At 61.8% G+C, this 18936-nt stretch carries 11 protein-coding genes; 1 reads left to right on the top strand and 10 read right to left on the bottom strand.

Annotated features, from left to right (window positions below; genetic code table 11):
* Positions 1-67: 67 nt before the first annotated feature.
* Positions 68-2779: a carbohydrate binding domain-containing protein gene (locus ACYQ6J_RS05085; RefSeq protein ID WP_460183114.1), complete on the top strand. Its 2712-nt coding sequence runs from the start codon at positions 68-70 to the stop codon at positions 2777-2779.
* 48 nt (positions 2780-2827) lie between these two features.
* Here the strand turns inward: ACYQ6J_RS05085 and ACYQ6J_RS05080 are convergent, their stop codons facing one another.
* The 10 genes from ACYQ6J_RS05080 to ACYQ6J_RS05035 all read right to left on the bottom strand — a co-directional run bounded on the left by ACYQ6J_RS05080 (position 2828) and on the right by ACYQ6J_RS05035 (position 18804).
* Positions 2828-3319, bottom strand: coding sequence for a hypothetical protein (locus ACYQ6J_RS05080; protein ID WP_460183113.1), 492 nt, complete (start codon positions 3317-3319; stop codon positions 2828-2830).
* Positions 3320-3516: 197 nt separating this feature from the next.
* Positions 3517-4194 carry a DOMON domain-containing protein gene (locus ACYQ6J_RS05075; RefSeq protein WP_460183112.1) on the bottom strand — a complete coding sequence of 226 codons (678 nt, stop codon included), beginning with the start codon at positions 4192-4194 and terminating at the stop codon, positions 3517-3519.
* 137 nt (positions 4195-4331) lie between these two features.
* Positions 4332-11489, bottom strand: a complete 7158-nt coding sequence (gene uvrA, locus ACYQ6J_RS05070) for an excinuclease ABC subunit UvrA (protein WP_460183111.1) — start codon at positions 11487-11489, stop codon at positions 4332-4334.
* 213 nt (positions 11490-11702) lie between these two features.
* Positions 11703-13049, bottom strand: a complete 1347-nt coding sequence (locus tag ACYQ6J_RS05065; protein ID WP_460183110.1) for an alkaline phosphatase family protein — start codon at positions 13047-13049, stop codon at positions 11703-11705.
* Between the two features lie 84 nt (positions 13050-13133).
* A complete protein-coding gene (locus tag ACYQ6J_RS05060; protein WP_460183109.1) occupies positions 13134-13985 on the bottom strand; it encodes a sugar phosphate isomerase/epimerase family protein in 852 nt (283 codons plus the stop codon).
* A gap of 105 nt (positions 13986-14090) precedes the next feature.
* On the bottom strand, positions 14091-14996 hold the full coding sequence (locus tag ACYQ6J_RS05055; RefSeq protein WP_460183108.1) for a UbiA family prenyltransferase: 906 nt from the start codon (positions 14994-14996) through the stop codon (positions 14091-14093).
* A 73-nt stretch (positions 14997-15069) separates the two neighbouring features.
* Positions 15070-15921 carry a sugar phosphate isomerase/epimerase family protein gene (locus ACYQ6J_RS05050; protein ID WP_460183107.1) on the bottom strand — a complete coding sequence of 284 codons (852 nt, stop codon included), beginning with the start codon at positions 15919-15921 and terminating at the stop codon, positions 15070-15072.
* A 100-nt stretch (positions 15922-16021) separates the two neighbouring features.
* Complete coding sequence (locus tag ACYQ6J_RS05045) at positions 16022-16858, bottom strand: ABC transporter permease (protein WP_460183106.1); 837 nt, start codon at positions 16856-16858, stop codon at positions 16022-16024.
* A 6-nt stretch (positions 16859-16864) separates the two neighbouring features.
* On the bottom strand, positions 16865-17695 hold the full coding sequence (locus ACYQ6J_RS05040; RefSeq protein WP_460183105.1) for an ABC transporter permease: 831 nt from the start codon (positions 17693-17695) through the stop codon (positions 16865-16867).
* Between the two features lie 83 nt (positions 17696-17778).
* Positions 17779-18804: an ABC transporter ATP-binding protein gene (locus ACYQ6J_RS05035; protein WP_460183104.1), complete on the bottom strand. Its 1026-nt coding sequence runs from the start codon at positions 18802-18804 to the stop codon at positions 17779-17781.
* Positions 18805-18936: the final 132 nt, after the last annotated feature.

Here is an 18936-nt window from a genome sequence, read left to right as displayed (position 1 = left end):
CGGCCGCTTTGCATTTCATCCCAACCGTACCGTCACAAAGTCATCGCGCTTTGCGGAGAGATTACCCATGACACGCATGCCGCCGCGGCGTTTTGCCTCTCCTTTGTTCGTGGTCGCGATACTCGGCCTCGCCTCGCTGGTTGCGCATGCTTCCGCCGGGGATGAAGCCGATAGCGGTGTCTTCAACGGTTCGTTCGAGCAGGACGCGAACGGCGACGGCATTCCGGACGGTTGGAGCACGGCGGGACGCGCCGGCGTGCGACAAGAACTACGGATCGTCGAAGATGCTCGGCGGGGAAGAGTCGCCCGACTGACCTGCACGGCCTTCGAATCGGGATTTCCCGACAGCCACGCCATGCTGGCACAACTCGATCGGGTGTCGCTCCAACGCGGTCAGTGGTATCGGCTGAGCCTCTGGGCCAGAGGAAGCGATATCGAATCCGGTTCCGTGAACGTGGCGATTGTCAATCGCCGTGTGTGGCGCGAGAGCGGGTTGCAAGAGATATTCGCTCCGTCGGAGGAATGGGAATCGTTCGCCTTCGACTTTCGCGCGACGGATGACCTCGCCGCCGCGGACAGTCGCTTGCAAATCTACTTCACCGGCACGGGGACACTGTATTTGGACGATGTGGTGCTCGAACCCTCCAGCGGTCCCCGGTACGATCGTGAGCCGATCATTCCCTTCGACGGCGACGTCAATCCGGTGCCCAACAGTTCGTTCGAATGCGGTTCGGGCGGTTGGGGCGGTTACTCGGTGATCAGCGGCGGTTGGGCGGCTAACCTTTTCTTCCTGCCCGGCGAATGGGACCCGAACGAAGCCTACCACGGTCGCGCCGCTTGGCGATTGACATTGGATCCCGCCGATCGCCCCATTTCTTATTTCGATTACTTCGACCCTCAGGTCACGCCCCTAAAAAACCCCATGGTCGCCCCCGTGGGTTGGATTCCCATCGAGCGCGGGGCCAAGTACACGGTCTCGGCCTACGTCAAGGCCGACGGCGATGACCTGCCGGTCGGCATCGTCGTGCGCTTCGGCAACGGACGGACCTCGTCGCGATCCTTCCGCGTGGGAAGGGATTGGCAAAGGGTCGAGGCCGCCTTCGAAGCTCAAGACGCCTACGCCTTTCCCGCGGTGGGTTTCGCCTTTTCGGATGAGCCTTCGTCGCGGAGGACGCTTTGGGTCGATGCCGTGCAATGGGATGCCGGCGATCTCGCTACGCCTTACCGACCGCGAAGCGCCGTGGAGGCAAGTCTCGCCACGGAGCGGATCGGCAACATCTTCACGGACCCTTCCGGCGGGCTTTCCTTCCAACTGCGGGCCGTCAACCTGGAGGACCGAGTCGCCGCGCTGCGGGGCGTGCTGACCGTCACCGATTATTGCGACCGCGAAATCTATCGCGAAGACATCAGCACCCCGCTGCCTCCGGGGGAACCGACCTGCCTGCGCTGGACCGAAATCCTGTCCGGCAGGAAGGGATTCTACCGTATCCGTTGGCAACCCGAAAACGGTACGCCCCAATCACTCCGCGCTGCGGTCGTTTCCAAGTTTTTGCAAGAGGATACACGATTCGGCATGAACCACGCTTTTCCCTGGCAGTTTTTGCTGGATTTGTCGCATGCCGCGGGCATTGGTTGGTGGCGGGATTGGTCGACCCAGTGGCGTTTGGTCCAAGACTCCGCGTCGTCGCCGTTCCGCTTCGACATCCCCGACGCCCAAATCGACCGCGTTCTGGCGACGGGAGGGAAGGTCGTAGCCCTTTTGCCCTTCCCGTCCGCTCCCTGGTCCGCTGCCGCCGACATGGACCGCATCGCATCCGAGACGCGGGGCAACGACTACCTGCGCCGGCGTCTCTTGGTCGCCCAAAAACCGCGCGATCCGGGCGAGTTCGCGGCGTACGTTCGGGCGAGCGTCTCGAATTTCCGTGGACGCGTGGGGGTCATCGAAATCCTCAATGAACCGATCTATACCGACTACGCCTTGCCGCAAAGCTATGGGTACACGATGACCGACTATATCGAGGTGCTGCGTACGGCGTACCAAGCCGCGAAGACCGCTGATCCCGCTTGCACGGTGGTGGGCGGCATTGCGGCACCGCCCGACCATCGGTTTGTGCGAGAGTTCATCGACCAAGGGGGGCTGGAATGGTGCGACGTCATGAATCTGCACATGTACCCGCACCGGGGCGATCCCATTACTTACGAAAAAGCGTTCCGCGATTGCCGCGAGCGAATGGCGGCGGCAGGCCGTTCCCGCGACGTGTGGATGACCGAAATCGGGTGCTATGCCGATGACGACCCCGCTACCCGCCCGTTCCGCGTCGGCGATTCCGCCATGAATCGTGCGTTGCGTCCCAACGAATTGCGGGGCGCCGTCGATCTGGTCAAGTTCGCCGCCGTGTTGGGATCCGGCAACGTGACCAAGGTGTTCTATCACGCGGGGACGTGCGGCGCTCTGAACGAAGACACGGCGGGCAACGTGTTCTTCGAATACGGTGGCGCGCCTCGTAAGATGTACGCCGCCCAGGCCGCGCTGTCCCAACTCTTGCCCGCCGACGCGCGGTTCCTGCGCAAGTGGAGCGATCCGCCGGGATTGCACGCCTTCGAGTTCGAATCGCCGCGGGGCAAGACGACGATCGCCTGGTCGGTCGGCAAGGATACAATCGACTTCGCTTTGCCCAAGGATTGGACCGCCTACGACTTGATGGGCAATCCGCTCGAGGGCGAGACCGTCGCCATCGGCTCGATTCCCGTTTACCTCATTGACCGCCCGGCGCCGTGAGGGCGTCGCGGTTCTCACGGCCAACCCCGACGTCCTCGCCCGAGGGGACTACTGTTCCCGCTGAATCACCAGCACGATTTGCGTGCCGTCGGACTCGCCGGTTACGGTGACGAGCAACGTGTTGGACGCCTTCTTCGCTGAAAGCATGCCGCCTTCTTGGCTGTTCATCGAGGTGTCGATCTGCCAGTCCGCCGCCTTGATTCTCTCCTGATAGAAGCGGACGACCTTGTCCACGCCGTCCTTCGTCTTCAGTCCCACTTGCATCCCCTGCGGCGTCGTGGCGCTGAACATCGTGGACGCCCCGGGGTAAAGCGGCACGTCCTTGGGAAACCCCTCGGGCAGCGACACTTCTCCGCCCGTGGAAAAGACCATCTTCGCGCCGTCCTTCCCCTCGATGGTGACATCCGTCTGATCCCCGCTTCGCGTTACCTCGGCGCGGGTGCCGTCCTCCGTCACGTACGTTGTGGACCTGCGGCAACCCGGCAAAACACAACTCGCAATAACGACCGCCGCGGCGATGACGCGGATACTCGATTTCATGAGAGCACTCCGACCGTACGAGAAGGCCATTAGGGGGAAAAGACGCCGACGCCGTTTGTTGCGAACAGATTTCGCGACCTCTGGATTCTCGGCCCGCCTCGCCGGGTTGTCAATTCCGGGAAAGAGGGGTTGCTTTGGCCACGTCCTCACCCCGGCGTTGGATGCGACGTCACCGTTTACGGAAAGCCCCGGGGCGGTCAGTAAACCAGGTCCGCCGCCGCCCAAAGACTCGGGTCGGAGTCGTAAGGCAACGGATTGCCCGAAGAGAAAACGCGGGTCCCAAGACTAGGATCGTAAACGACATACTGCAAGCCGATGCGGGAGAACTCGTTCGGGTCGTATCCGGTCAGCGCCGATCGCGATACGAAGGCCTCCAACGACCAACCGTCTTCGAGGGGCTTGGCGATCGCCTCGAGCGCATCCGCGGGGACCGCGCCGGGCAGGGCCTTGGCATTCGGCACGGGCATCCAAGCTGCCGTCGGGACCAACCGCCCGGACGCGACGCGACGCATGCGAAAGTCGAAGCGGTGGCAGAATCGCCCCGCCCGATGAACGTTACGGACATCGCGAGTGTCGATATAGATCTGCACCCGAGGCCCGTCGGACGCTCCCGATGCGGGCGCTGATCTGGTTGCTTCGCTTCTTCGCAACTCGAAAACGAACGCCAGCCCCTCTTCGCTCCATGCCGCGCGAACATCCAGGCCGGACCGCCCATGGTCGAAACTCGGCAAATCGGGCAGACGATAGCTCTCGTCGAGTTGCGCGCCCGACGAACTCCAAAGCGGCGATTTTCGCCGACACAAGACGGTGAAGCGAAACAGTTGCCGTGCCGGCAGTCCCAATTCCGCAATCGCTTTGCGTACGTCATCGGCCATGTGAATTCGCCGCCGTCTTCGCTATTAAAGTTCCTGCTATCGGATGGGGAATCGCTCTTCCAGTCGTAACCGTCGTCGATTTCTCGCCGACGATTCGATATCGGAACCACCGACGGGCGCGGGATGATCTTGTCCGATCACGATGCGTCGTCAAACGGCAACACGGACTGACGAAACGTGGGAACGACCAACCATTCTCGCGCGGTGGATAGAGCCTCCTTGAGAAAGGCGATCAATTCCGGGTCGCGCAACTGCTGCCGCTCTGTAAACGTCAACCGGATGCGATCTTCGATTCGGTGGTGGCTCTGCAATTCCGTTTCGAAACGCAAGGCCGTCAGTCGCCCCTGCGTAAAATGCGATTTAGGTGCGCGAAACACCAGATACAGGGCATCCGCCCGCTTGGTAAACAGGTGGCCGAAGACCGGCCCTGAACTGCCGAATCGCAACGGAATCGACTGCCGATTTCCCGGGATGGGTACCAGGCTCGAATCCAAGTTCGACAGAAGCCCCAATGCCTGCTCGACCAGAGCGACGTCCCATTTCGGGCGTTTTCGGTTCAGGAATCCGCGGGGCGAAGTGTGCCAGGCCAAACCCAGCTTGCCCCAGGGGCGCAAGGCGTCGCCCACCGAACCGCCGCCTTCGCCGATTCGGAAGTAGCCCTCAATCGCCTGATCCAAAAACTGCCAAAACTCGGGGCGATCGATCTCGCTTCGGAACAGAATCCCCAGTTCGATCTCCTGTCGCGGTCGAATCAGCGTGACCTTGGTGCGGTTCTCGGTGCCGTACACCGGAACATCGGGAATGAGGTTGAACGGTTTGAGGTCCAATCGTGCCGTCAGTTCATTGCGACGAAACGTGTTCGCGGCGACGCGGAACTTGAGCTTCAGCAGCCATTCCTCGGCAGTCACGGCATGCAGGAACCAACCGCGGGAAACATCCGGTCCGATAATTTCCACAATGCTGCGGTGGTTCCAATTCACCGGCGCGAAACGGCCCGTGGCCTCGATCCGTTCCACCACGGCCTCCAAGATGCGACCGTCCCATCGGCGGGGTCTGCCGTTGCGTGCGATTCCGCCGTGGATGTGCCACCTGGGACCGTCCACCTCCCACGGCGATTTAGCGGAGCGACCGACCTCCTCGATCTCCATGTCGTCCGGAGCGGATTGAGCCTCGACCTCGGGATCGAACTTTGCGCGCTCTTCGTAGGGCCCTGCCGCCAAGACCGGTTCCAAAACCTCCGCCGTGTACGAGCGGAAGGGTGGTCCGCCGGCGGCGTCCTTCTTGCGACCATTCCTTCCAGCCCTTTCCCGGCGAGCCTGTTCGTGGCGGACCAGGTCCTCGGGCGTACCCACGGCCACGACGTGCCCGCCCCCGTCGCCGGCCTCCGGTCCCAAATCCACGATCCAATCAGCCGTCTTGATGACGTCCAGGTTATGCTCGATGACCACCACGGTGTTTCCCAAGTCGGTCAGTCTTTGCAGGACGTTCAACAGGCAGCGGACGTCTTCGAAGTGCAATCCGGTGGTCGGTTCATCGAGCAGGTAGAGCGTGCGTCCGGTATCGGGACGGGCGAGTTCCGCAGCCAACTTGACCCGCTGGGCTTCCCCGCCGGACAGGGTGTTCGCGGGTTGTCCCAACTGCAAATACCCCAGTCCCACGTCGCACAGCAGTTGCAGGATGCGGCGGATTCGCGGGATGTTGCGAAACAGCCTCAAGGCGTCGGCGCAAGGGAGATCGAGCACGTCGGAGATCGACATGCCGCGGTACTGCACGGCCAGCGTTTCGGCATCGAATCGCCGCCCGCCGCAGGCGTCGCAGGGAATCCAGACGTCCGGCAGGAAGTGCATCTCCACGCGGATCTTGCCGGCGCCTTCGCACTTTTCGCATCGTCCGCCCGGCACGTTGAAGCTGAAACGCCGCGGAGAAAAACCGCGCAGTCGAGCCTCCGGAAGGCGGGCGAACAATTCGCGGATCAAATCGAACACGCCCGTGAACGTGGCCGGCGTGGAGGTCGGCGTCTGTCCCAAGGGTTGTTGATCGACACGGATGACCTTGTTGACGGCCCTCACGCCGCGAATCCAATCGTGGGCGCCGGGCACCGTCTGCGCCCCGTGCAATCGACGAGCCAGAGCGTTGTATAAGATATCTTCCACCAAAGAACTTTTACCGCTGCCGCTGACGCCGGTGATGACCGTCAACGTTCCCAGCGGAATACCGACGTGGATGCTCTTGAGATTGTTTTCGCGGGCGCCGATCACTTCCAGCCAACCGCCGCCCGGCGGCGAAATTCTCGCCCAAAGCGGCGCCTTCTTGGACCCGTCGCTTTTCCACACCTGAGCAGGATCGTCTAGTATCTCGACCAGGTGCGGCATTCGGCGATTGCCGGGGATGGGGACCGCCTTTCCGCCGCCGACGTAGGGACCGGTCACGGAGTGCGGGGACTCGGCCACGCTCCGGGGTTTGCCTTGGGCGACGATGTTGCCGCCGTCGCGACCGGCACCCGGTCCGAAATCCAATAAATGATCGGCCGCCGAAATGACCTCGCGATCGTGTTCCACGACCAGCAGGGTGTTGCCCATGTCGCGAAGTTTTTTCAGGGCCGACAGCAGGCGGCTATTGTCGCGCGGGTGCAGGCCGATCGTGGGTTCGTCCAAGACGTAGAGCACGCCGCACAAGCCGCTTCCAGCCTGGGCTGCCAGGCGTATCCGTTGGGTTTCTCCGCCCGACAACGTGGGAGCAGGGCGTTGCAGCGTCAGATAGTCCAGTCCGACGTCCACCAAAAACTGCACGCGCGTACGAATTTCCTTGACGATTTCGCCGGCGATCTGACGCTCCCGGGCATCCAAACGCCAGCGTGCGATCTCGTCCAGCAACTTTTCCAGTGGCAAACGGCACCAACCGTCGATGGTCCGCCCGCGAAAGCGGACCGCCGCCGCATCTTCGCGAAGACGACTTCCTCCGCAAATGGCGCACTCCATTTCGCCCGTAAAGGTGTCCAACCTGCGCCGCATTTGCGGGCTGGATCGCAACACTTCGTCGAAGGCCGGCAGGACCCCTTGGAATTGGAACCGCATGATTACCGGATCGTCTCCGTCTTCCGCGTCGCCGGCGGCGGAGGCGTCCAAGTCGGACCGGCGGACGTCGAACCAGCGCTGTCCCGTCCCGCGAAATATCACGCGACGTTGATCGCTGGACAGTTCGTCGAAGGGGATATTCACCGGTACGCCGGTCTCCCTTCCCAACACGCCCCACGCCGCACGGAGCAAAGGAGGCGGAACCGCGGGCCCGAACGACAACGCTCCGTCCGTCAGGCTGAGCCGAGGATCGCGGACGAATAGGTTGGGATTCGTCCCGGATTGCACGCCCAGCCCTTCGCAAGCGGGACACCAGCCCAGACGACTATTGAAGGAAAAGTGCTGCGGTCCCAGCGGCTCAAAGCTTCGGCCGCAAGACCCGCAGACCGCCGACCTGCTGTGAATCTCGGTTTTCCAGCGAGGCTCCGGCGTACGCTCATCGACTTCGGCGAGGACCAGCACGCCCTTGCCCAGCGCCAGGGCGTTTTCCACGCTTTCGGCCGTACGACTGCGTTGCTCCTCGGAGACCACGATCCGATCGACGACGGCCTCCACGCGATGGTTGCGGCGGCGATCGACGACCGGCGGTTGATCGAGGGAATAGGTGACGCCGTCCACGCGGATGCGTGCATAGCCCGATGCCCGCAATTCCCGGCACAACGACTCGAAATCGTCGCCCGGCTTCAATTCGATGGGGGCCAAGAGCAAAATGCGAGTTCCCGCCTTCCGACGCATCACCTTGGCCGTGATTTCGTCCGTGGTCTGCGTGCCGACCGGCAATCGGCATTCCGGGCAGTGCGCTTGCCCCAACCGGGCCATCAGCACGCGAAAGTAGTCGTACACCTCCGTCACCGTGCCGACCGTGGATCGCGGGGTATTGGCGGCGTGCTTCTGCTCGATGGCTATGGCGGGCGAAAGTCCCTCGATGTGATCGAGGCGCGGCTTCTGCATTTGATTGACGAACTGCCGCGCATACGTGCTCAGGCTCTCCACGTAGCGGCGCTGTCCTTCGGCATAGATGGTATCCATCGCCAAGGAACTCTTGCCGGAACCGCTCAACCCGCAAAAGACCGTCATGCGATCGCGGGGGATTTCCACGTCGATGTGCTTCAGATTGTGCTCGGCGGCCCCACGAATCACGATCTTGCGGTGCGCAGCGGCCTGCTTGCCGTCGGCCTTCAAGCTGCGGAAGAATTGCTCGCGATCGGCGCTATCTTTCACGGCCGGGACGGTTTGTCCCGCAAGCAGCGGGCGCAAAAACCTGCCGGTGTACGAAGCGCTGCGTTCGGCGATTTGCTCCGGCGTACCCTCGGCGATGATGCGACCGCCTTCCTCGCCGCCTTCCGGTCCCAAATCGATGATCCAGTCCGCGGTCTTGATCACTTCCAGATTATGCTCAACGACGACCACGGTGTTTCCGCCGTCCACGAATTGATGCAGGACCTTGAGCAGGTTCTCGATATCGGCGAAGTGCAGGCCGGTCGTCGGTTCATCCAAAAAGTAGATGGTGCGCCCGGTGCTGCGCTTGGCAAGCTCACGCGCCAATTTAACGCGTTGAGCTTCACCGCCGGAGAGCGTGGGCGAAGGTTGCCCGAGCCTGAGATAATCCAAACCCACCGCATGGAGCGTCTCCAATTTCTGGCGGATGGGCGGAATGTTCTCGAACAACTCCAATGCCCGCGGAACGTCCATGTCCAGAACGTCGGCGATCGTCTTGCCCTTGTAGGTGACTTCCAGCGTCTCGCGATTGAACCGCTTCCCTTCGCAAACGGAGCAGGTGACCCAAAGATCGGCCAGGAAGTCCATCTCCAGCTTGACGGCGCCGTTGCCTTCGCAGGCCTCGCAGCGTCCTCCCGCCACATTGAAGCTGAATCTGCCGGGAGCGAAGCCCTTGGCCCGTGATGCCGGCAGTTGCGAGTACAACTTGCGGATTTCGTCGAACAGCTTGGTGTACGTGGCCGGATTGGACCGCGGGGTGCGACCGATCGGCGACTGGTCGATGGAGATCATCTTGTCCAGATGCTCCAGGCCGTCGATCGCGTCGTGTCTGCCGGGCGCGCCCTTTCCCCCGTTGAGCCGAATGTTCAAGGCCTCGACCAGGATGTCATTGACCAGTGAACTCTTTCCCGACCCGGATACGCCCGTCACGCATACCAAAAGACCGAGCGGAATCTTGACGTCGATGCCCTTGAGGTTGTTATGCCGCGCATTGCGGACTACGAGAAACCGACCTTGGGGGGAGCGCCGGGCGGCAGGGACGGGAATGCAGCGTTTTTTGCCCAAATATTGGCCCGTGATGCTGCGAGGGTCGCGCGTAAGCTCTTCGGCCGTTCCAACCGCCACGATCTCGCCGCCGCGGACGCCGGGACCCGGGCCGAAGTCCACGACCAGGTCCGCCGCCCGCATCGTGTCCTCGTCGTGTTCCACCACCACTACGGTGTTGCCTTGATCGCGGAGTCGGGCCAGCGTTTGCAGCAACCGGTCGTTGTCGCGGGGGTGCAGCCCGATGGAAGGCTCGTCCAGAATGTACGTCACGCCCACCAGTCCGCAACCGACTTGGCCGGCCAAACGAATCCGCTGCATCTCGCCGCCCGACAGCGTGGGAGCAGGCCGCGCCAACGTCAAATAGTCCAGTCCCACGTCCGTCAAGAATCGCAATCGACCGCGAATCTCCTTCAGCGGTTCTTCGGCGATGCGCCGACCGATCTCGTCCAACTCCAGATCGGTGAAGAACTCCTGGGCTTCCTTGATGGAAAGCTCGCAAACCTCGGGCAGGCTGAGATTCGGGGATTCGGCGAAGCGCGGGGCGCGGGTCTGAATCTTCACGGACCGGGCCTGATTGTTGAGCCGCGTCCCCCGGCAATCCCGGCACGGCATTTCCTCCATGAATCCGGCAAGCCAGGCACGAAAGGCCGGATCGTGCGAGATGTACCAATAATCCTCCAATTCCGGAATGACGCCCAAGAAATCCACATTTTTCTTCACCACCCGGCGCCCCGAACCGTAGGTGACCGTGAGGACGTGCCCTTTTCCCAACCCGTACAAAATAGCGTCCTGCACGGGGCGGGGCAGGTCTTCCCAAGCGGTTTCCAAGGCCGCGCCTTTTTCCAGGCCGTATTGCCGCTCCAAATATTCGCCCAAGCATTCGTAGGTACGACGCGCGAGCGGATCCATTTGCTTCCAAGGGCGCCAGACCGCCAGACAGCCTTGCTGCAACGACTTTTGCGGGTCCTTGATCAAACGCTCCGGCACCAGCGACTGCGTGACGCCCAGGCCGTGGCACGTGGGGCACATCCCTTCGGGACTATTGAAGCTGAAAAGCTGCGGACTCGGCGGCTGAAAGCTGAGTTGGCAGGGGACGCAGGCGTACTGGGTCGAAAACATCATCTCGATCGAACCGGTCCCATCGGTCGCCGAGGACTTACGACCGGAGGAACGCCGACGCCGAGCGGACGTCTCCTCGGGATCGCTTTTCGGTTCTCCCTCCGCCGCCTCTCCCTCTTCCTCCCCCAAGATTAAAACCGTTTCGCCGCCCACCTTCAGGGCCAATTCCACGGCCTCGGCCAAACGCCCCCGGGTCGCCGTTTCGACCTTCAGTCGGTCCACGACCACCTCGATCCGGTGCTTCATGTGCCGCTGGAGCGATATTTCTTCGTCCAGTCGCATGAGTCGACCGTTGACCCGCGCTCGATTGAATCCTTGCTTGGCCAAATCGGAGAGCAAATCGCGGTGTTCGCCCTTTTGTCCCGAGACGACCGGGGCCAAAACCAGTACGCGCCGCCCGGCAGCCTCCACCAAGATCCGCTCCACGATTTGTTGCCGGGTTTGGGTGGTGATGGGTTTGCCGCATTGCGGGCAGTAACCGGTACCCGCCCGAGCGTAAAGAATCCGCAAATAATCGTAGACTTCGGTAATGGTGCCCACGGTGGAGCGGGGATTCTGTCCGGCAGTCTTCTGCGCGATGGAGATGGAAGGACTGAGCCCGTCGATGCGATCCACGTTGGGCTTGGGCATTTGGCCCAGAAATTGCCGGGCATAGGTGGACAGGCTTTCGATGTAGCGCCGCTGACCCTCGGCATAGAGGGTGTCGAATGCCAGCGAGCTTTTGCCCGAACCGCTGACCCCCGTCATGCAAATCAATCGATTGCGGGGCAATTCGAGTTTCACGTCCCGCAAGTTGTGCTCGCGGGCGCCGTGAATCGAGATATGAGTAGCAGCCATGCCGGAAACGTACCTGCGGACGTGAGACGGATTGCGAGGAGGTTGGACGGAATCGTTAATTATACGGGCCGCGTTCGAGGGGGAACAAGGACGCAATTCGGCGGGCGAACCGATCGGAAAACGTCCGAGGAATGACCGCTCCTCCGTCTCCCATCCGGCAGTTTCGCGCACGGATAGGCCCGGAGGCGACCGCCGGACAAGCATCGCCGCATGTCACACGCCCGGCATGGTCATTCCGAAGGCCTTCAAAACCATGTGGAAGACGTCACGATCGCGGACCGTACCTTCCGGCGCTAAGCCGGGTTGCGAGGCCACCAAGACCGTCTTTTGTGCCGCGTCTCGGGCGGGAGCCCCGTGCGAGCCTTTTACAAGGCCGGCATCCAGCGGGATACTCCGGGTGGCGGGATCGAAGAACAATTCGACGGGGTCATACCCCGGTTTGCGGTGAATGTCCACTTTACGCACAAAGGGTGGGGCGCGGCGGTCGTCCAACCAATAGTAGTAGGCCTGCCAACTCTCGGGACCGGAAACGACGACAACCTCGCCGCTGCGAGCGTGGTCGATATGATATCGGCCGAGTCCGGCGCCGGCCAACACTTCGGCGACCCCTTCACGTCCTTGGAACAACTCGACCACCCGCCGTACGACATCCGGTTCGCCGTGCCGGACGAAGATGTGCGAGCATTGGTGGTCGGCTAAGGCCCAGGCGTCGCTTTCGGTTGTGTCGAGGTATTCGCCGTCGCTCTCTTCGCGGACTTTCAGCAAGCCCGCCTCGCGCAGAATTCGGTTTGGATATAGCACATGCCGCACCGGTGTGATGGCGTATTCTCCCGCCACGATCCAGAGCGGATCGACGCCCAAGACCTCGACGATTCCCTCTCGCAACCGACCCAAGGCCGCGTCCAACTCTTGTACGGCCTCTTGGGCTTGAGGCGAATCCGGCCCATGCTTTTGCGCCGCATAATCGAGGTGCGGCACGTAGATGTAGAAGAAGGCCGGTCGATACAATCGAACCGCCTCGATCGCCGACTCGAAGATCCATTGCGTGGATTCGATGTTGGCCAGCGGTCCCCAGAAACGGTGCAGCGGAAAATCTCCCCACTGTTCGCGCAGATGGGGATATAGATCTTCCGGACGTGTGAAACACCACATCCTCTCGGATCCGTCCGGGAGGTGGATGGGCGCCGGCGTACAGACGTAATCCGCCCCGCATTCCTTGCTATGCAACGCGAACCACACCGCCGACGGGATGCCTTGCTCGTGGTGATAAAGCAGGTCCCATAATTGGGGCGACTCGATGCACTCGTTGGGTGAAGTCCACATCTCGACTTCATCCCGGTCCCGCCAATAGAACCCGTTGGCAATGACGCCGTGCTCCGCGGGAGCGCGGCCCGTCGTCATGTTCGCCTGCACGGGGCAGGTCACGGCGGGAAAGCCCGGCGTCAAGTCCGCGATCTCTCCGCCCGCCGTCATCTCGCGGAGATTTCGCATTTTTTCCACGTCCCGCTCGCGAAGATTGGCGACCGACAGTAAGACCACGTATTCCGCACGGTTATTCATCACACACTCTCCCTTCGATATCGAACAACGCGACTGCTCCGGAATCCGCGTCGTGTCATGCTCGCGCAAATCCCGAGAGGCCGTCTAATCGGCGTTCGGCAAGGACTGGATCCGCGGCATCAGAAAGGCGTAAGCCTCCGCCGCCGCTTCCAATCCCAAATGCCCGTGGCGGCTCAATTCCACCGCCAAAGCCCCTTGATATCGCAATTCGTGGAGGCTTCGCAAGACGTCCTCCCAATCGACCTCGCCTTGTCCGAGCATCAGGTGCTCGTGGGCGCCGCTTCGCGCATCGTCCAGGTGGACGTGGAGCAGTCGCTCTCCGCACAGGCGGAGGTACCTTCCGACGGGCAACTCGCCCTGGCATTGCAGATGGCCGACATCCAGCGTCAAGAACAGGTTGGGGTGGCGCACAAGGTCCAGCAGTTGCAACCCCTTTTCCGTGGTGTCGATCCACATGCCGGGTTCCGGTTCGAAGGCAATTTTGACACCTCGATCGGCTGCATAGTCGCAGGTTTCGCGGAGTCCCGAGATTAGACGATCCCACAGCGCGGCCTCGGAAGCGGAAGCATCGGACGGGCGACCCGACCAAAGCGAAACGCAACCACTGCCGAGTGCGCCCGCGCAATCCACGGCGTGCCGATAGAAGGCGATCCGGCGTCGCCTCCCCTCGGAATCCGCCGTCAACAAGGACGGTTCGTGTTTGCGCCACGGATCGAGCAGGAATCGACCTCCCGTCTCGATGGCGGACTCTAGTCCGTAGTGATCCAAAAGACGACTCAGATCGGCCAATTGCTGCGGGCAACGAGGATCGTCGGGGGCGAGCAGGTAGTGATCGATGGTCAGCGCTACGCCTCGGTAGCCGATCTCGGCCAACCCGGCGATGGCAGCCAGGGGATCATGGTGCGGTAAACCATTGGTGTTGTATGCGGGGTACACGATTGCGTCTCCCATCACGCAAGGTTGCTGCCCGGGGCCGTTCGGAGTGCGGATCGCAGCATCCGTTTCCGGAAGGTTTTTCGCACACACGCCCGCAGCGGTGCGTCATGTGGAATAAAGCCAACGACCAAGCCACCCGGCGGGCAAGATCAAGGCCAGGACCGGAATCGCAAGCACCGGTCCCGCCACCACGAAGACGGCGGCAGCGTCCAATACGACCACGGCCAAGATCGCCTGCGTGACCACGAGTTGCACGCGACGGGCCTCCGGATTCTGAATCGCCCAAAGGGTCCGCACGGTCAACCACAGGGCGATCAGGCCCAACAGAGCGGCCCAGCGCCAACGATCCACCACCACGTTTTCGTAGGCCATGCCGAATATGCCGAACACGGCGATTCCCACCGCCCAATGAGACCAACCCAAAGCCAAGTAGAATCGCGAGGAAAAGGTCGTCTCTTGTCGCGCGAACCAACTGATGCCGGCAATGTAGATACCCATCCCGATCGGTAGCGTCCAGTGCCACAAGGTCCACGCGGACGCCGCGGGGCTCATAGCCAGGAGCCAGTTCAGGCAGCGGCATAGGCCCATCGCCGCCGGGCCGAAAAACCGATGCTTCGCAGCCAAGTTGTACAAGAGGATGCTCGCAGTGAGACAGACCGCCGTCACGGCGGTCGCCGCGGAAGCCAGCACCAGGGCAGTCGCTCCCGCCGCGAGTGTGCCCGCCGTTAAGAGGAAAACGGCAAGCCGCAAGGCCGCGCGGGCGGAAACCGCCCCCGAGGGAATCGGCCGATGCGGCGACTCCCGGGCGTCCCGATCGCGATCGACCCAGTCGTTCAGCGCGACTCCGCCGGCGTACAGGCACAGAGAGGCAAGGATCAACCCCAAGAGCGTGGACTCATCCCCACCCGTGCCCAATGCGGCGGCAACCGCCGTGCCCGCCAGCACGTCCGCCGCCGTGGTAAACAGATTGGGGAGGCGAATTAATTGCAAGTAAGCGCGGATGGGATTCATAAGTATCCTGTTGCGTCGCGCGCCGCGATCGTTTCAGCCGCCGCGCGGGGTTTTCTTCGGCAGGCTCGCGATCTCATGCCGGCGGGTCGGCAATCAATCGCTTCAAGTACGCCAAGGCCTCGGCGCCCGCCTCGTCCGGTTGATCAATGTACGGATAGAGTTCCACCGTAATCCAACCTTGATAGCCGGAGTCGCGAATCGCGCGTAGTACGGCAGCCAGATCGATCGCGCCGCGGCCCGGAACCAGATGGCTGTGCCGGCGATCGGGCGGGATGTCTTCGATGTGGTAATGCCTGGTGTGAGCGGCCAAGAGCGGCACCCACCGTTGCGGTTCCTCTCCCACGCAAAAGAAGTGGCCGATATCGAAGTTCAGGCCCAACCGCGGCGAATCCACCCGTTCCGCGAACTCCAAGTATTGCTCCGGATGCTCGATCAGCAGGTCGGGTTCCGGTTCGATCAGCAGATTGACGCCAAGCCGCTCGGCGGTTTCGACGCAAGGCATCAGCTCATCGTAGAAGACTTGCAGGGCATGGCGTCGGGAATAACCCGGCGGAATCGGTCCGCCAGGCTCCGTTTGGAGTCCCGGCGCGCCGAGCGCCGCTGCCAACTCGATCGCGCGTCGGGTATGCTCCCGGCGAATCGCCCGATACTCCGCGCTCGGCTCGATCCACGAGGGATGCCAATAGGGCTGACGCGGGTCCGCCACGGCATTCATCATGAAGGCGTTGATGTTGGCGATTTCCAAACCGTGACGCTCGATGGTTGCTCGAATCGTCTCGACGGTCTCGGGGAGCAAGCCGGCGGGCCAGGCGTGCGGGACGTCCGCCAACAACTCCAGTCCGGCATAGCCGATGGCGGCGATCCGCCTCGCCGTCTCCTCCAAGGAAAACCTCATGTAGGCGTTGGAACTGTAGGACCATTTCATCCGGCGTACCACCTCTTGCGAAAAACAAAGCCCCCTCGACCTCGGTCTCAGCACGCAATCCCGGGTTGAGACGCTTCTCAGTCGCCGCCGACCGTCCTGCTCAACTGCTGGCGCTTCGGTAACTCCGCAAGGCGACGATGAATATCCGGCGGCAGACGGCGAAACTCGCGACCGCGGCAATCGGGGCGCACAGCGCGAATAGCCAGTCGCTCGCCGCCTCCGGATAGAGCGGTCGCACCAATATCCGAGCAGGCACGTTGACGGCCACCAGAACGGGAATGATGAACGAGAAGAACCAGCGGATCGGGCGTCCCAATCGCCCCTGGTAAATCTCCATGGGATAGCGGCTGAAACTGACGATGTAGAACCAAAAATCCAAAAGCGAAGTATTCCGTCCCAGCCACACGCTCGTCGCCGCAAAGCTGAAGAGCAGGCTGTAAAGGATCACCACCCCGCAAACCAAGAACATACCGTATAGGACCGCCTGCACTACCCCGATGGGCGCCTTGAGATAGGACGCGGAGACCAGCACCAGCACGATGCCCACCGCAAGGTTTCCCGCGCTGGACCATTCGACACGCTGCAAAGAAACGAGGAACTGCGTGTCGATGGGTTTCAGCAGGGCGAAGTCGAGCGTGCCCGTGCGAATCATCTCCCCGAATTCGTCGCCGTTGGTCATGAAAAACATGCCGGTCAAACTGTTGATGATCAGGCCTGTTCCGGCAAATGCGAAGAACTCCCATTTTCCCCAACCGGTTCCCACACCGATGGAGGGCGAGTAACTGAAGATCAACAGGTAGAAGCCCAAGTTCATGAAGACCCACGACAGCGACGACGCCAATTCGATGAGGAAGTTGGCGCGAAAGGTCATGTCACGGATCAGACTGTTTCGCGCGAAGGTCAAGAAAACGGCCCAAGCACGTGCGAATCGCGGCATCTTGGCTCACCCTCCGAACGCGCTGTAGCGGCGGGTTCCGCGTTGCCATGCCCACCGCGCCGACAAGGAGAAGATCAGCGTCCATGCGGCTTGTGCGGCCAGGCCTTCCAACAGGGCGGCGCCTTGCACCTTGCCCAAAAACACCGCCGCCGGAAAATACGCCAAGTATTGCAACGGAATCAGCTTCACGACCGTCGCCCAGGGTTGCGGCAGCATGTCGATGGGAAACATGTGGCCCGAGAAGAAGAAGTTCAGCAGCATGTAAATGAACAGAAGCGAACTTACCTCCAGAAACCAGAACCCCAACATGCCGATGGTCGCTTCCAAGAAGAAGCCCAGCAAGAACGCCAGCAGCAACGAGGCGACGTACGCCGCCCAGGTCCAACCCTGGGGAGTCTCCACGAAAAATCCCCGGCACAAGTAAAACACCAAGGCGAAGGGAATCAACGCCACGGCGTAATAGACCAGCTTGTGGGCGGCCCGATAGAGAAACAAGAAAAACAACATATCGACGGGTTGGACCAGGAATCGCTTGATAGTCCCCGAGCGGATCTCGCGGGTGATACCGGAAGCCAGCCCCGGCATGCTGGAAAAGGCCCGGCTGAGCATGGTCAGCAGGTAATAGGCCACCATGTCGTGGTAGCGGTAGCCCGCCACGGTGGCGTTACCGGTCGTGGAGGCCTCGATCGCCGAGAAAACCGCCGCCCAAAGAAAGATTTGGGTGACGATCGGCAAGAACCGCATCAACGTCCCCAGCATGAAGTCGCCGCGATAGACGAGGCGTTCCTCCATGCTGATGCGAAGAATGGTCCAGGCGGTGGATGCCGAGCTTGCCATGAATGGTTCGCAAAACCGGGATGGTGGGGCGTCGCGGAGTAGGGGCGGGTTTTCGACGCCCGGTCTCCGTCCTCGCGCCCATACTACGAATGGGCGAGCGACACCGAAGCCGCTGCGTCATCGGCCCCCTGTTCCGCCGAGGCGAATAAGGCCGAAACTACTTCCTCCAAAGGCGGGTCCTCCACGCTCACGTCGTCGGCGGCATACCGGGCCAACAGTTCCCGCAGCGTCGCCGTGACCACCTGGCGATCCACTCGTAACCGTACCCGCGGCGGTTCGCGCGACACGATCCTGCCGAAGCGTTCCAAATCGCCTGGGATCTCACCGTCGCCGAATAGGACCGAGATGATCTTGTATCCGCCGAAACGCTCCACCAAGCCGGTCAAGGAACCGTCATAGATCAATCGCCCGCCCGCGATCACGATCACGCGACGACACAAAACCGCTACGTCCTTCATGTAGTGACTGGTGAGCAAGATCGTGGTCCCGCGGGTCCGCTGGTAGTGCCTCAGGAATTGGTGGATGGTGAACTGCGCCGTCACGTCAAGCCCGATGGTCGGTTCGTCCAAAAACAGGACTTCCGGCGAATGGAGGAGGGCACCGATTAGCTCCATGCGCATCCGCTCGCCGAGGGAAAGCTCGCGGACCGGGCGATACAGGAGCGACTCGACTTGCATCATGCCGGTCAGCTCATCCAAAGTGCGGCGAAACACCGCCTCCGGGATGTCGTATATCTGCTGGTGCAATCGAAAGGATTCGGCGGCAGGCAAATCCCACCAAAGCTGATTCTTTTGCCCCATTACCAGGGCGAAACGCCGCCGATAGGCGTTCTCGCGTTTCCAAGGCGTGTATCCCAGCACGGAGGCCGACCCGGAAGTCGGAGTGATGATTCCGGATAGGAGTTTCAAGGTCGTGGTCTTGCCCGCCCCATTCGGCCCCAAAAAAGCCACAAACTCCCCATGCTCCACCCGCAGGTCGATCCCTCGAACGGCCTCCACTTCGCGATAATCACGGCGAACAAGCCCAACCAGGGAGGGGATTAGGCCCTCTTTCTTCGAGTAAACGCGATAGTGCTTGGTGAGCTTGTCTGTCTCGATGGCATACCTCATGCCCTGATTATAGTAGTCCGACGAAAGCCGCGGAAAGTGGTGCAATTGTAGGACCAGGCGGGCGGCGATATAATCCGTTTCGCGTCGCGACTGCGACCGCCGGGTATTTTTTGCGGTTTTCGCCATCTTCGG

Source organism: Thermopirellula anaerolimosa (assembly GCF_054657335.1).
This window is presented reverse-complemented; position numbering and strand designations above follow the sequence as displayed.

Bases quoted from the DNA above. Each gene is read 5' to 3' on its own strand.
- ACYQ6J_RS05085 (WP_460183114.1), top strand. From the start codon at position 68: ATGACACGCATGCCGCCGCGGCGTTTTGCCTCTCCTTTGTTCGTGGTC.
- ACYQ6J_RS05080 (WP_460183113.1), bottom strand. From the start codon at position 3,319: ATGAAATCGAGTATCCGCGTCATCGCCGCGGCGGTCGTTATTGCGAGT.
- ACYQ6J_RS05075 (WP_460183112.1), bottom strand. From the start codon at position 4,194: ATGGCCGATGACGTACGCAAAGCGATTGCGGAATTGGGACTGCCGGCA.
- uvrA (WP_460183111.1), bottom strand. From the start codon at position 11,489: ATGGCTGCTACTCATATCTCGATTCACGGCGCCCGCGAGCACAACTTG.
- ACYQ6J_RS05065 (WP_460183110.1), bottom strand. From the start codon at position 13,049: ATGAATAACCGTGCGGAATACGTGGTCTTACTGTCGGTCGCCAATCTT.
- ACYQ6J_RS05055 (WP_460183108.1), bottom strand. From the start codon at position 14,996: ATGAATCCCATCCGCGCTTACTTGCAATTAATTCGCCTCCCCAATCTG.
- ACYQ6J_RS05050 (WP_460183107.1), bottom strand. From the start codon at position 15,921: ATGAAATGGTCCTACAGTTCCAACGCCTACATGAGGTTTTCCTTGGAG.
- ACYQ6J_RS05045 (WP_460183106.1), bottom strand. From the start codon at position 16,858: ATGCCGCGATTCGCACGTGCTTGGGCCGTTTTCTTGACCTTCGCGCGA.
- ACYQ6J_RS05040 (WP_460183105.1), bottom strand. From the start codon at position 17,695: ATGGCAAGCTCGGCATCCACCGCCTGGACCATTCTTCGCATCAGCATG.
- ACYQ6J_RS05035 (WP_460183104.1), bottom strand. From the start codon at position 18,804: ATGAGGTATGCCATCGAGACAGACAAGCTCACCAAGCACTATCGCGTT.